Source organism: uncultured Alsobacter sp. (genome assembly GCF_945952055.1).
Classification (GTDB): Bacteria; Pseudomonadota; Alphaproteobacteria; order Rhizobiales; family Beijerinckiaceae; genus Alsobacter.
The window spans coordinates 58233-70785 of the sequence record NZ_CAMFHB010000024.1 but is presented as its reverse complement, the minus strand read 5'-3'; the positions used below and the strand labels follow the sequence as shown (position 1 = coordinate 70785).

Annotated in this window: 11 protein-coding genes; 5 read left to right on the top strand and 6 right to left on the bottom strand. The window is 71.5% G+C overall.

The window, feature by feature from the left end; genetic code table 11:
- Window positions 1–19: 19 nt before the first annotated feature.
- Window positions 20–1474: an amidohydrolase gene (locus Q0Q47_RS18055; RefSeq protein ID WP_293862872.1), complete on the top strand. Its 1455-nt coding sequence runs from the start codon at window positions 20–22 to the stop codon at window positions 1472–1474.
- A 106-nt stretch (window positions 1475–1580) separates the two neighbouring features.
- On the opposite strand, the gene Q0Q47_RS18050 is transcribed toward Q0Q47_RS18055, so the two are convergent.
- Window positions 1581–2420 (bottom strand): SDR family oxidoreductase, encoded by an 840-nt coding sequence (locus Q0Q47_RS18050; protein WP_293862870.1) that lies wholly within the window; start codon window positions 2418–2420, stop codon window positions 1581–1583.
- Between the two features lie 242 nt (window positions 2421–2662).
- Complete coding sequence (locus Q0Q47_RS18045; protein ID WP_293862910.1) at window positions 2663–3271, bottom strand: FMN-dependent NADH-azoreductase; 609 nt, start codon at window positions 3269–3271, stop codon at window positions 2663–2665.
- 126 nt (window positions 3272–3397) lie between these two features.
- Here Q0Q47_RS18045 and Q0Q47_RS18040 point away from each other — a divergent pair, with 126 nt between their 5' ends.
- Window positions 3398–4342 carry a LysR family transcriptional regulator gene (locus Q0Q47_RS18040; RefSeq protein WP_293862868.1) on the top strand — a complete coding sequence of 315 codons (945 nt, stop codon included), beginning with the start codon at window positions 3398–3400 and terminating at the stop codon, window positions 4340–4342.
- Window positions 4343–4441: 99 nt separating this feature from the next.
- A complete protein-coding gene (locus tag Q0Q47_RS18035) occupies window positions 4442–5827 on the top strand; it encodes a Xaa-Pro peptidase family protein (RefSeq protein ID WP_293862866.1) in 1386 nt (461 codons plus the stop codon).
- Window positions 5828–5896: 69 nt separating this feature from the next.
- Here the strand turns inward: Q0Q47_RS18035 and Q0Q47_RS18030 are convergent, their stop codons facing one another.
- The 3 genes from Q0Q47_RS18030 to Q0Q47_RS18020 form a co-directional block, all read right to left on the bottom strand.
- Window positions 5897–7177, bottom strand: coding sequence for a flavin-dependent oxidoreductase (locus Q0Q47_RS18030; protein ID WP_293862864.1), 1281 nt, complete (start codon window positions 7175–7177; stop codon window positions 5897–5899).
- An 85-nt stretch (window positions 7178–7262) separates the two neighbouring features.
- Window positions 7263–8108: a c-type cytochrome gene (locus Q0Q47_RS18025; RefSeq protein WP_293862862.1), complete on the bottom strand. Its 846-nt coding sequence runs from the start codon at window positions 8106–8108 to the stop codon at window positions 7263–7265.
- A 140-nt stretch (window positions 8109–8248) separates the two neighbouring features.
- On the bottom strand, window positions 8249–8812 hold the full coding sequence (locus Q0Q47_RS18020) for a GNAT family N-acetyltransferase (RefSeq protein WP_293862860.1): 564 nt from the start codon (window positions 8810–8812) through the stop codon (window positions 8249–8251).
- Between the two features lie 309 nt (window positions 8813–9121).
- Between Q0Q47_RS18020 and Q0Q47_RS18015 the strand changes: the two genes are divergently transcribed.
- Window positions 9122–10093 (top strand): ABC transporter substrate-binding protein, encoded by a 972-nt coding sequence (locus Q0Q47_RS18015; RefSeq protein WP_293862858.1) that lies wholly within the window; start codon window positions 9122–9124, stop codon window positions 10091–10093.
- A gap of 14 nt (window positions 10094–10107) precedes the next feature.
- The gene (locus tag Q0Q47_RS18010) at window positions 10108–11823 is read left to right on the top strand and encodes an iron ABC transporter permease (RefSeq protein WP_293862856.1); all 1716 of its coding nucleotides are present in this window, start codon (window positions 10108–10110) and stop codon (window positions 11821–11823) included.
- Window positions 11824–11843: 20 nt separating this feature from the next.
- On the opposite strand, the gene Q0Q47_RS18005 is transcribed toward Q0Q47_RS18010, so the two are convergent.
- Complete coding sequence (locus Q0Q47_RS18005; protein WP_293862854.1) at window positions 11844–12494, bottom strand: alpha/beta family hydrolase; 651 nt, start codon at window positions 12492–12494, stop codon at window positions 11844–11846.
- Between the last annotated feature and the right edge of the window lie 59 nt (window positions 12495–12553).

Here is a 12553-nt window from a genome sequence, read left to right as displayed (position 1 = left end):
CTTCCACGAGGATACGCCCATGTCCGTGACCCCTTCCCTGCGCAACGCCGTCCTCGAGACGGACCACGTGGCCCGCTGCGCGGACCGCAAGGCCCCGGCCTTCGTCGCTCTCAGCGACCGGATCTGGGGCATGCCCGAGCTGCGCTTCGAGGAAACGCGCTCCATGGAGGAGCACGTGCGCGCGCTGGAGGCCGAGGGTTTCCGCATCACGCGCGATCTGGCCGGGATCCCGACGGCGTTCATGGCGGAGGCCGGCGAAGGCGACGTGACGATCGGTTTCCTGGGTGAGTTCGACGCGCTGGCCGGGCTGTCGCAGGAAGCCGGCGCGACGGAGCAGAGGCCCCTCGAGGAGGGCGGCAACGGGCACGGATGCCACCACAACCTGCTCGGCGCGGCCTCGCTGCTCGCCACCGTGGCGCTGCGCGACGCGCTGGCCGAGAGCGGCGTGCGGGCGCGGGTGCGCTACTACGGCTGCCCCGCCGAGGAAGGCGGGTCGGGCAAGACCTACATGGCGCGGGCCGGTTCGTTCGACGATCTCGACGCGGCCTTCTGCTGGCATCCCTGCGTCTACAACGCGGTCATGTCGGCCTCGACGCTGGCCAACATCCAGGCCTATTTCCGCTTCACCGGACGGGCGTCGCACGCCGGCATCAGCCCCCATGTAGGCCGCAGCGCGCTCGACGCGCTGGAGCTCATGAACGTCGGCGTCAACTTCATGCGCGAGCACATGCCTCCGGAGGCACGCGTGCACTACGCCATCACCGGCACTGGCGGCATCTCGCCCAACGTCGTTCAGGCCTCCGCCGAGGGGCTCTACCTGGTGCGCGCGCCGCGGCTCGACGACGTGCAGCGGCTGTTCGAGCGGGTGCGCAAGATCGCCGACGGCGCGGCGCTGATGACCGAGACGAGCGTGGAGATGGTGTTCGACCGCGCGACCTCCAACGTGCTGCCCAACCGGGCCCTGGAGGAAGCCATGGACGAGGAGTTCCAGGCGATCGGCCCGCCGCGGTTCGACGCGGCGGACTTCGCCTTCGCCGACCGGCTGCGGGCCGTGGCGATCACCGACGAGGACGTCCGCGCCGCCGCGGACTCGTTCGGCGGGCCAGCCGACTATCCCCGCTCGCTCCACGACGCGATCCTGCCCCTGCCCGACAAGCCCGGCCTGCTGCCGGGCTCGACGGACGTGGGCGACGTGAGCTGGGTGGTGCCGACCGCGCAGTGCCTGACGGCGACCGCCGCCGTCGGCACGCCCTTCCACAACTGGCAGACGGTGACCCAGGGCAAGCTGCCCGCCGCCCACAAGGCGATGGTGGTGGCGGCCAAGGTGATGGCCGCCACGGCGGCCCGCGCCATCTCCGACCCCGACCTCCTGGCGCGGGCCAAGGCCGAACTCGTGGCGCGGCGCGGCGGCGGCCCCTATCGCAGCCCTCTGCCCGACGGCGTCGGCGTGCCCACGAGCTCCTCGCGGCGCTAGAACGGTCGACCTGACTGCATCAGGTTCACCGCTCCAAGTTGTTGTTCTTTCGCACTTTCTTGCGACGAACCGGAGTCCACTTCGTCGGAAAATGCTCCAGGCGGCCTCAGCCCTTCGCCAAGTGGTCGGCGAAGGGCTGCGCCCAGTCCGCGTGCCAGCGCGAGAGCGCGGGCCGGTTCTCGATGATGTCGCCGACGGCCCAGGCCATGCGCTTCTCGTCGAGGGCGCGCGGCGTCTGGTTGTCCGGGCACAGGATGTAGAAGTCACCCCGGGCGAGGCTCTCCAGGAAGAAGTCCACGGTCTGCTCGGGCGTCCAGGCCCCGTCGGGCTTGGGCTGGCCCTGCCGGGCGGTCAGGCCCGTGTGGACCCATCCGGGGATGAGCAGGTGGGCGCTGACCCGGCAGCCCTCCCGGTTGCGCAGTTCGTGCGCCAGCGCCTCCGTGAAGGTCTTCACGGCGGACTTGGAGACGTTGTACGCGGGATTTCCCGGCGGCGTGGTGATGCCCTGCTTGGAGCCGGTGTTGACGATGACGCCGGGCTCGCCGTGCGCCAGCAGCAGCGGGGCGAAGACCTGCGTGCCGTGGATCACGCCCCACATGTTGGTCGCCAGGATGCGGTCGAACGCGCCGGGATCGCCCAGGCACGACGAGGCTTCGGAGCGCCCCGCATTGTTCATGACGACGGTTGCGGGCGGCAGCTCCGCGGCGATGCGCGCGCTCGCGGCCTCCAGCGCCGAGCGGTCCGAGACGTCGAGGGGCAACGCCAGGACCTTTGCGCCGGCGGCCGCGAGCTCGGCCACGGCGGCGTCGAGCGTGGGACCCGGCACGTCGATGACGGCCAGGGCCATGCCGCGGGCCGCCAGCGCGGCGGCCGCCGCGCGGCCGATCCCCGAGGCGCCGCCGGTGACGATGGCGGTCCGCCCGGAGGCGAGGGCTGGATGGGACATGGGGCGTTCCTTTGCCTGGCGGGCGGACAGGCAGCGAGCCTGACCGCCGATTTCACGACGCGTCGAGGCGACGAGTATAGTCGCCCCGGACGCTCCGGCGCAGGCCCTCCCATGCGGCGGGCGACAAGGTGGCGCACCTCGGCACCCGCCAGGGTCTCAGTCCGGACGCCCGTGCGCGTGGCGCGGCACGCGAGGCCGGACGGTTCTCGCCATGCCCCGCCTGGAGGCGGGACGGCCGGACGTCACGCGGCCAGCCCTTCGATTGCCCGGGCCGCATCGTCCATCGAGCGGGCGCGCTGCTCCTCGCCGAGCGCCACGCCCTCGGCCCGGACGAAGCGGATGTCGGTGATGCCCAGGAAGCCGAAGACCGACCGGAGGTAGCTCTCCTGGTGGTCGAGCGCGGCCATCGCGGTTCCCGGCCCGTAGAAGCCGCCGCGGGTGGACGCCACGATGACGACCTTCCCGCCGGCGAGCCCCACCGGGCCCTTCTCGGAATACTGGAAGGTGCGGCCCGCCACGGCGATCCGGTCGATCCAGGCCTTGAGCTGGCTCGGCACCGAGAAATTGTACATCGGGGCGCCCACGACCACGATGTCGGCGGCCAGGAACTCCTGGAGGACGGCCTCGCCCGCCGCCACGTCGTCGCGCACGCTCGCGCTTTCCGGCACGGCGCCGTGCAGGGCCGCGAGATGCTCGCCCGTGAGATGGGACACCGGGGCGCTGCCGAGGTCGCGGCGGACGACCTCGAGGCCGGGGTGGCGCGCGGTTTCGGCCTCGACGATGAGGGAGGTGAGGCGGCGGCTCGCCGAGCCGGCGCCGAGGATGCTCGAATCGATGTGGAGGAGCTTCATGGTCGTGCTTTCGATGGGCAGCGCTTGCTGCGGTGCATCGAAGCTAGGCATGCGGGCAGGATCGTTGTAGCCACTATCTCTGAATGCGAACCATCGGTCAGACCGATGGATAGATGGAGACCGGCCGTGCTGGACGCCCTCACCCTGGACCAGATCCTCACCTTCCTCGCCGCGGCGGACGAAGGGAGCTTTTCCGCGGCCGGCCGCCGCCTCAAGCGCTCCCAGTCGGTGGTCAGCCAGACGCTGGCCAACCTGGAGGCCCAGCTGGGCGTCAAGCTCTTCGATCGGTCGTCGCGCTACCCGGTACTCACGCGCGAGGGCCAGGCGCTGGTCGCCGACGCCCGCGCGATCACCCGCCAGGTCGGCACGCTGAAGGGAAAGGCCCGGGCGCTCGGCGGCGGGCTGGAGCCCGAGCTCGCGGTGGCGCTGGACGTGATGTTCCCCATCCAGGTGTTCGCGCGCGCCGTCCGCGACTTCAGCATCGCGTTCCCGGAGACCCCCCTGCGCGTCGAGGTGGAGGCGCTGGGAGGCATCCTCCTGCCGGTCCTCGAGGGGCGGTGTTCGCTCGCGGTGGCAGGCTTCATGCCCGACGTGCCTCCGCAGCTCGTGAAGGAACACCTGCTGTCGATCCGGATGGTCACGGTCGTGGCGCCCGGCCATCCCCTGGCCGCGGCGCCCTCGCCCGTCGCGCGCGACGAATTCGCCCGCCACGTCCAGCTCGTGCTGAGCGACAGGTCCGGCCTGACCAAGGGCAAGGACTTCGGCGTCATCGGCAGGAATCCGTGGCGCCTGGCTGATCTCGGGGCCAAGCGGACCTTCCTCATCGCGGGGCTGGGCTGGGGCAACATGCCGCTGCATCTCGTCCAGGACGACATCGCGGCCGGCCGGCTCGTCCTGATCCGCCAGGAGGACTGGCCCGATGGCGTCAGGGCGCCCATGCGCGCCGTCCACCGCGCCGACAGTCCCCCCGGCCCCGCCGGCCGCTGGCTGCTCGACCGCCTCACGGCGACGGTGGAGGAATGCATCGAGCACGGCGCCGCCGAGCGCGGGACGGACCCAGGCCCGGCCTGACGCCGATGCGGACTTGATCGAAGCGCCGCGCCCGGATGAACATCGCAGCGGCCGTGCCATCGGCGCGCGTGCCCGGACCTGCACTGCAACGGATTGCCCATGGACAGCGACCTCACCCACGCCCTGCGCGCGATCGGCTCCGGCTTCGATGCCGCCGTCGCGCTCGCACAGACGTATCGCGACCCGGCGGCCTCGCCGTCGGCGGCGCTGCTCGTCGATCGGCCGTTGCAGCCCGAGCCGGCGCCTTTCGGGACCGACCGCCTGCCGCTTCGCTGGTACCAGGACCGCGCCGAGGCCCTGAAGGCGCGGCTGCCGGAGGTCGACGCCATCCTGCTGGCGACGAAGTTCAACCAGATCTACTTCACCGGCTGCTTCCGCGGCGGTGACTCGCGCCGCTCCTGGGTGCTGCTGCCGGCGCGCGAGGCCGACGCCGCCCACTGGTTCATCCCGCGCATCGACCTCGCCCTGGTCGAGGCCTGGTGGGCGACGAGCTGCACCACCTATTTCTGCGATCCGCACGCGGCCGACGGCTACCCGAACGAAGGGCGCGTGACGCCGGGCAACCGGGTCGATCTCTTCGCCTGGATGCTCGAGAACCTGAAGGGCAAGGGCTACCGCACCATCGGCATCGACGCGACGCTGGGCGAGGCCGAGCGCGCCGCGATCGAGGCCATCCTGCCGGGCGTCACCTTCGTGCCCATCGCGGCGCCCTGCCAGGCCATGCGCGCCCGCAAGACGCCCGAGGAGGTCGCGCTCACCCAGCGGGTCTACCGGTACTTCGACCGGCTGCACTGCTTCGCCCGCGACTACATCCTGGCGCGCGGAACCGATGCGACGGACTTCGAGATCGGCATGGTGATGCGCATCTTCGGCATCCACCTGCTCCTGCAGGACGTGCAGCGCGACGGAAAGCCCCACAGCGCCATCGGGGTCGACGTGACCGCGCATTACGTGCGCTGCGGGCCCGCGACCGCCTACCCCCACCCCAACCAGTTCTTCTGCAACCGCGTCCAGCGCGGCGAGCCGCTCTACGTCAACTCCGACATGTATCTCGGAGGCTATGGCGGCGAGTGCTACCGCAACTACCAGATCGCTCCGGTGGCGCCCCACCAGGAGAAGATGTGGCAGGTGGTGGCCGACACCGCCCAGATCATGGTCGAGGGCTGCCGCCCCGGCCGGCGCTGCTGCGACGTCGCCCACGACGTCCATGCCTACCAGGTGAAGCACGGCATGGCCGACTACATCTATCACCGCCCGGGCCATGGCCAGGGGATGAACCACGAAGGCCACCAGATGCCGTGCCTGTCGCTGGGCGACGAGACGCCGATCGAGGCGGGCATGATGTTCAGCGTGGAGCCCGGCCTCTACGACACACAGCGCGGGCTCGGCATCAACCCCAGCGACACGATCCTCGTGACGGAGAAGGGTGGCGTGCTGATGAGCCGGGTGCCGTTCAGCCGGGAGTGGAGCTTCCTGACGCTCTGATGTGCGCAGCGGCCCGCCGACCGGCGGCGACCTTGCCCGCACCGACGGGCAAGGCCATGGGCCGGAGCCTCACCGCACCCGTGCGCCCGGCGCGATCGTCGGGGCCGCGCCGTTCAGCCGGTCCTTGGCGAAGCCGGCCGCCGCCTTGTAGCGGGCCATGAATTCGTCGCGCTCCGCGGGCGAGATCACGTCGTCGATGGCCTCGAAGGTGCCGCCGCAGCGTTCGTCGACGATGTTGAGCAGGCCGAACGGGCCGGCGCCGCGGTTGCGCAGGACGACGGCCGAGATGTCCTTGCAGAGCAGCCCGTCGTAGCGCGCCAGGGCCGCCTCGGTCACGCCGTGCTCGACCAGGCAGGAGCCGAGGACGCGCGCGTCGACGATGGCCTGGCTCGCGCCGTTCGACCCGGTCGGATACATGACGTGGGCGGCATCGCCGAGCAGCGCCACGCGGCCGTCCTGCCAGGTCGGCACCGGGTCGCGGTCGATCATCGGATACTCGTACACGACCTCGGCGCGCCGCAGCATGGCGGGAACGTCGATCCAGTCGTAGCTCCAGTCCGCGAAGTGATGGATGAAGTCGTCGATCTCGACCCGGCGGTTCCAGTCGCCCTGGGTCCAGCCGGCGGAGTTGTCGAACGTGACCTCGGCGATCCAGTTGATCGTCGCAAGCCCCGTCGCCGGATCGGCGGGCGAGATCGGGTAGAACACGACGCGGTGCCTGTGCGTGCCGAAGCCGACGAAGGACGCGCCGGTGCGCACCGGATAGCCCGGGCTGGTGCCGCGCCACATCACCGCGCCGCCCCAGTGGATCGGGGGCTGGCCCGGATGCATCTGCGCGCGGACGGCGGAATGCAGGCCGTCGGCCGCCACCAGCAGCGTGCCATTCACCTCGGCGGTCGTGCCGTCGGCCTTCCGGATCGAGGCCGTCACGCCATCGGGCCGGTTCGCGTAGCCGACCACCCGCTCGCCCGTACGCACCGCGTCCGGTCCCAGGCGCTCGATCACCGTCCGGTAGAGGAGCATCTGCAGCGCGCCCCGGTGCACGGCGTATTGCGGCCAGCGGTAGCCGGCGTCGAGCCCCCTCGGCTCCGAATAGATGTCCTTGCCGTTGAGGCCGACGAGCGCCCATTCCCGGGCCGGCAGGCCTATCGTGTCGAGGTCGGCGGCCGTGATGCCGAGGTCGTACAGCTCGCGGACGGCGTTGGGCTGCAGGTTGATGCCCACGCCCAGGGGCCGCAGGGTCTGAACGGTCTCGAAGACCCTGCAGGGCACGCCGATCTGGTGCAGGGTGAGCGCGGTGGCGAGCCCCCCGATGCCGCCGCCGGCGATCAACACGAAAGGCTGCGACATCGCTTCTTGGTCTCGCGCTCGGTTCCGAGCGCGGCATAAGGTCGGCCGCCTCCCGCGTCAATGCGGGCGCCGGCACAGCCCCGCTTCAGTCACGGGCCGGCAGGGTCCTCAGCCAGGCGACGATGGCGTCGAGGTCGGCCTCGCTGGCGCGCTCGTAGGAGGCGAAGGACATCGGCGGCGCGAGGTGCGAACCGTCCTTCGAGATCCCCTTCGTGATGGCCCGCTTGATCTCGGCATCGGTCCAGCCGCCCAGCCCCTTGGTGGTGCTCTGCGTGATGTTGCGGGAGATCGAGATGCCCCACGGGCCCTTGAGCTCGAACCCACCCTTGCCGAGGTCGTTGGCGAAGTCGCGTCCGCGCGGTCCCATCGGGGTGTGGCACTCCATGCAGTGGGCGAGCGTCGCGAGATAGAAGCCCCGGGCGACGGGCGCCTGAATGTCGGTCGCGGTGTAGGGCTTCTCCGCCCCGGGAAACACCTGGCGCGGAATGACCGCGCGGTAGACCGGGTCCGGCACCTTGTTCTTCACGGCCGGTACGGAGCGGAGGTAGGCGACCGCCTGGTCGAGGTCCTCCTCGCTCATCAGCCCGTAGAAGCCCGTCGGCATGATCGGCGCCAGCGGGACGCCGTTGGGGCGGACGCCGGTCCGCAGCAGGCGCTTGAGATCGTCGGCGCTCCACGATCCGATCCCGGTTTCCGGGTCCGGCGTGATGTTGGAGGCCGTGACCTTGAAGGGCCCCTCGTCGAAGGTGAGACCGCCCGAGAAAGCCTTCTCAGCGATGTCGCCCTGCGGCCCCTTCGGCGTGTGGCAGCTGCCGCACGCCATCAGGCCGTTGACGAGATAGCTGCCGCGACCGCCGTCGCCCGACTGCGCGACGGCGACGGTGGGAGCGAAGAGCACGGCGAATGCGAGGAGGACCCTGAAGGACGGCATGGACGGTCGATCCCTGTGGCACGCGTGGGGGGGACGGGCGACTGCGCACTCTTGAGGCAAATCGGGATTCCGGTTGAGAATTGTATGCAGTGCCCGCGCCTGTTGAAATGTATTTTCGCCAACACCGCCTTTGCCGAAGCTCAGTCCCGAACGCTCGCCGCGAGAGCCGGCAGGTCGTCCCACACGAAGATCAGGTTGCGGGAGCGCCACCGCGGCCCAGGGTCCGTGTAGGCGCCGACCATCCGGCCGCCCAGGCGCGTGTAGAACGCGATCGCGCCCCGGTTGCCGTCGACGACGCCGAGCCCCAGCCGCGTCTCGCCACGGTCGAGGGCGCGCCGTGCCGCCTCGGCCAGCAGGCGGCGCCCGAGGCCCCTGCCCTGCAGGGTGCCGCGCACGAAGAGATGCCTGATTTCGCAGCAGGCCCCGAAGGCAGGTTCGGACGGTGGCCCCATGAGCATGAACCCCGCCAGGGTGTCGCCCGCCCGGGCGACCATGACGAGATCCTGGCCGGGCTCGTCCAGGATCGCGCGCCACCGGGTCCGACGTGCCTCGAGCGTCATGAGTGCCGGCAGGTCGGGAGGAGCCAGCGCCGCGTAGGTCTCGTGCCAGAGGTCGTGGTGCAGCCGGGCGATCGCCTCCGCGTCGGCGCGCGACGCCTCGCGCAGGGCGATCGCGTCGGGTCCAGACGGGGCCGGGGTCGTCATCATGTGCTCCCGCGCATGGCCGCGGCTCGGGCGGCGATTTGCGTCGGCCGGTCGCTCGTGAGCGCAGTTCTGCCACGTTCGAGCCGGCTCTGACACCCCGCCTCCCAGCGGCCGGGGAGCGTCACGGAACCGTCGTGGAGGACGGCTAGGGACTTCGCCGGCCGGCGGGGCGCGGGCCGGGAGCGAGAAGCTGTGGATTTCGGCCGCGTCGGGGGCAAGGCTCCGCGACACGGTACCGGCTTGATCGCTATCGAGCTTGAACTAGCCTAGGACGCCGGCGATGCCGCAACGAACCAGGGAAACGTCACGATGAGAGCCTTGCTCACGGCGGCCGCGATGGCCATCGCCAGCACCGCCGCCTTCGGCCAGGAGGGAAAGCTCGTCCTCTACACGAGCCAGCCGCAGACCGACGCGCAACAGACGATCGACGCGTTCAAGGCGAAGTTCCCGAAGGTCGACGTCTCCTTCGTCCGCGACGGTACTCCGCGGGTTATGGCGAAGCTGCGGGCCGAAATCGAGGCCGGCCAGCCGCAGGCCGACATCCTGCTCATCGCCGACAGCGTCACCATGGAGGGCCTCAAGAAGGAAGGCCGGCTCCTGCCCCACAAGCCCGCCAACCTCGCCGCCTATCCCGCCGGCATCCATGACAAGGACGGGTTCTGGTTCGGCACGAAGCTCATCACCACGGGCATCGTCTACAACGCCAAGGCCCCCTTCAAGCCCACGAGCTGGGCGGACCTGAAGCGCCCCGAGGCCAAGGGCCAGCTGGCGCTGCCCTCGCCGCTGACGTCGGGCGCGGCGATGATCCACACCGTCACCCTGGTCGCGAACCTGCCCGAGGGCTGGGGCTTCTACGACGCGATCGCCGCCAACAAGGCGGTGCCCGGCGGCGGCAACGGCGACATTCTCAAGCAGGTGGCGGGCGGCGAGAAGATGTTCGGCATGATCGTCGACTACATGCCGATCCGCGAGAAGGCCAAGGGCGCGCCCGTCGAGTTCGTCTTCCCCAAGGAAGGCGTCTCGGCCGTCAGCGAACCGGTCGCGATCCTCAAGACCACGAAGAACGAGGCGGCGGCGCGCGCCTTCATCGACTTCGTGCTGTCGCCGGAGGGGCAGGATCTCGCCACCAAGCAGGGCTACGTGCCCGCTCTGCCGACCGCCGCGCTGCCTCCCGGCTATCCCGAGCGCGAGGCGATCCGGCTCATGACCTTCGATGCCGGCAAGGCCCTGGCGGAGGACGACGCCAACAAGAAGCGCTTCTCCGACATCTTCGGGCAGTGAGGGGCGGCGGGCGTTTGCGCACGACGAGGTTCGAGAGTTCGCCGCTCTGGCGCGGGCCGGGCGCGTTCGTCGCGCTGGCGGCGATCGGCGTGGCGGTGGGGCTCCTGTCGGCGCTCCCGGTCGTGCGCCTCGCCTTCGCCGGCCTGACGCGGGGCGGCGAACTGGCCGTGGCCGCGGCCTGGTCGCTCGCCAGCAGCCGAGCGGCCCTGCTGGCCACCCAGCACTCGCTGGAGACCAGCCTCGCCTCGGCGGCCATATCCCTGGTGCTGGGCGGCGCGGTCGCGCTGGTCGCGACCTTGTGGGACATGCCGGGGCGGAGGGCCTTCTCCTTCCTCTTCCTGCTGTCGATGATGATGGCGCCGCAGGTCGCGGCGCTGGCCTTCGCCGGGCTGCTGGGTCCCGCCTCTCCGCTGCTCCTCGCGCTCGACCTCGCGCCGCCGGCCGGCTCGAGCAACCCCATGCGCGGGGCGGCCGGCATCATCGGCGTGCTCGGCCTGCACCACGCGCCGCTCGCCTTCGTCGTGATCCGCGCGGGCCTGGCGCGCCTGCCGCGCGAGGTCGCGGAGGCGGCTGCACTCGACGGCGCGAGCCGGACGCAGACGATTTTGCGGGTCGTGCTGCCGCTGACCCGCGGCCACGTCGCGGCCGCGGCACTGTTGTGCTTCGCCTCCGCCCTCGGCAATTTCGGCATTCCCGCCATCCTCGGCCTGTCGAGCGGCTACCTGACGCTGCCGACGCTGATCTACCGGCGCCTGACGAGCTTCGGTCCCTCCGTCATCGGCGACGCGGCCAGCCTGAGCCTGGTGCTGGTGGTGCTGGCCGGCGGCAGCGTGCTCGCGGCCCAGCGCCTCGTCTCCCGCGCGCCGGCCCTGTCCTCGGACGGCCGCACGCTCGACGGGCTGTGGACCCCCGGCCGGGCCGCGCGCGCCGCCGCCGTCTTCTCCTGGTTCATGATCGTGCTGTGCACCGTGCTCCCGTTCCTGTCGCTGCTCGGCAGCGCGCTCGTGCCGTCCTACGGGATGCCGCTGTCCTGGCGCACGCTCACCGCCGACCACTTCGTCGAGGTGCTGCTGCGCCAGGACGTGACGACGCGGGCGTTCCGCAACTCGCTGCTGTTCGCCGGGACGGCGGCGCTGCTGTGCGCCAGCCTGGCGCTCGTGCTGGGCTACGCCCTCGTCCGGCGCTGGCCGCGCCTGAGGGCCACGGTCGAGACCGCGATCGAGCTGCCTTACGCCATCCCCGGCATCGTGCTGGCACTGGCCGCGATCCTGCTGCTGCTGCGTCCGCTGCCGCTCGTCGGCATCAGCCTCTACGGCACCGGGGCCATCATCGTGCTGGCCTATGCGGCGCGCTTCCTTCCCCTCGCCTTCAAGCCCGTGACGGCCTCCATCGACCAGCTCGATCCCGCGGTCGAGGAGGCGGCGGCGCTGTGCGGCGCCGGGGCCCTGCAGCGCCTGCGCTACGTCGTGGCCCCGGCCGTGGCGCCGGGCGTCGTGGCGGGCTCGCTGATGGTGTTCCTGCTCGCCTTCAACGAGCTCACCGTGTCGGCGCTGCTGTGGTCGCGCGGGACGGAGACCATCGGCGTGATCCTGTTCTCCCTCGACGAGGCGGGCCTCGCCTCCACCGCCGCCGCGGTCGCCGTGCTGTCGACGCTGGTCATCGCGACGGTGATGCTGGTTCTCGATCGCCTGGCCCCGCGCCTGCCGGCGGGTAGCCTGCCCTGGCAATAGCCCCCCGCGTGAGGGCGTGACTACGCCGACGGCAGGCGGTCGACCCAGGCCCGCACCGCGCCGGCGAGGGTCGCCATGTGGTCGGCCGCGGTGAAGCCGCTCACCGCCTTGCGCGGCTTGAGATCATGGTCGCCGTCGGCCAGCCACAGCAGCTCGATGGCCGGCGACAGCGCGTAGCCCGCCACCTCCTCCGCCGTCCCGAACGGATCGCGCGTGCCCTGGGCGATCAGTGTGGCCGTGCGCAGGGCCTCGAGGTGCGCGGTGCGGGTCTTCGCGGGCTGGCCGGGAGGGTGGAAGGGATAGCCGAGGCACAGCAGGCCGGCGATCGCCCCCTCGTCCAGCAGGTCGTCCGCCACCATCGAGGCGACCCGGCCGCCCATGGACTTGCCACCGATGACGAGGCGGGACCGCGGCGCGCGCAGCGCGGCGGCCCCCGCCACGGCGGCGCGATATTCCCCCATGAGGCTCTCCGCCCTGGGCGGAGGCCGGCGCTGGCCGGACCGGCGGGCCGCCATGTAGGCGAACTCGAACCGGAGCACCCTCAGCCCGGCCGTGGCCAGGGCCGTGGCGATCGCCGACATGGCCGGCGCGTCCATGGGCGCACCCGCGCCATGGGCCAGCAGCAGGGTGGCGGCCGCGTCCGCGGGACCGCTCTCGAGATAGTCTGGCATGGGCACACCGACCGGATGGGGCCTGCACCGTGCCCCATCCCGTCCGCGACGTCACCCTC

Bases quoted from the DNA above. Each gene is read 5' to 3' on its own strand.
- Q0Q47_RS18055 (WP_293862872.1), top strand. From the start codon at position 20: ATGTCCGTGACCCCTTCCCTGCGCAACGCCGTCCTCGAGACGGACCAC.
- Q0Q47_RS18050 (WP_293862870.1), bottom strand. From the start codon at position 2,420: ATGTCCCATCCAGCCCTCGCCTCCGGGCGGACCGCCATCGTCACCGGC.
- Q0Q47_RS18045 (WP_293862910.1), bottom strand. From the start codon at position 3,271: ATGAAGCTCCTCCACATCGATTCGAGCATCCTCGGCGCCGGCTCGGCG.
- Q0Q47_RS18035 (WP_293862866.1), top strand. From the start codon at position 4,442: ATGGACAGCGACCTCACCCACGCCCTGCGCGCGATCGGCTCCGGCTTC.
- Q0Q47_RS18030 (WP_293862864.1), bottom strand. From the start codon at position 7,177: ATGTCGCAGCCTTTCGTGTTGATCGCCGGCGGCGGCATCGGGGGGCTC.
- Q0Q47_RS18025 (WP_293862862.1), bottom strand. From the start codon at position 8,108: ATGCCGTCCTTCAGGGTCCTCCTCGCATTCGCCGTGCTCTTCGCTCCC.
- Q0Q47_RS18020 (WP_293862860.1), bottom strand. From the start codon at position 8,812: ATGACGACCCCGGCCCCGTCTGGACCCGACGCGATCGCCCTGCGCGAG.
- Q0Q47_RS18015 (WP_293862858.1), top strand. From the start codon at position 9,122: ATGAGAGCCTTGCTCACGGCGGCCGCGATGGCCATCGCCAGCACCGCC.
- Q0Q47_RS18005 (WP_293862854.1), bottom strand. From the start codon at position 12,494: ATGCCAGACTATCTCGAGAGCGGTCCCGCGGACGCGGCCGCCACCCTG.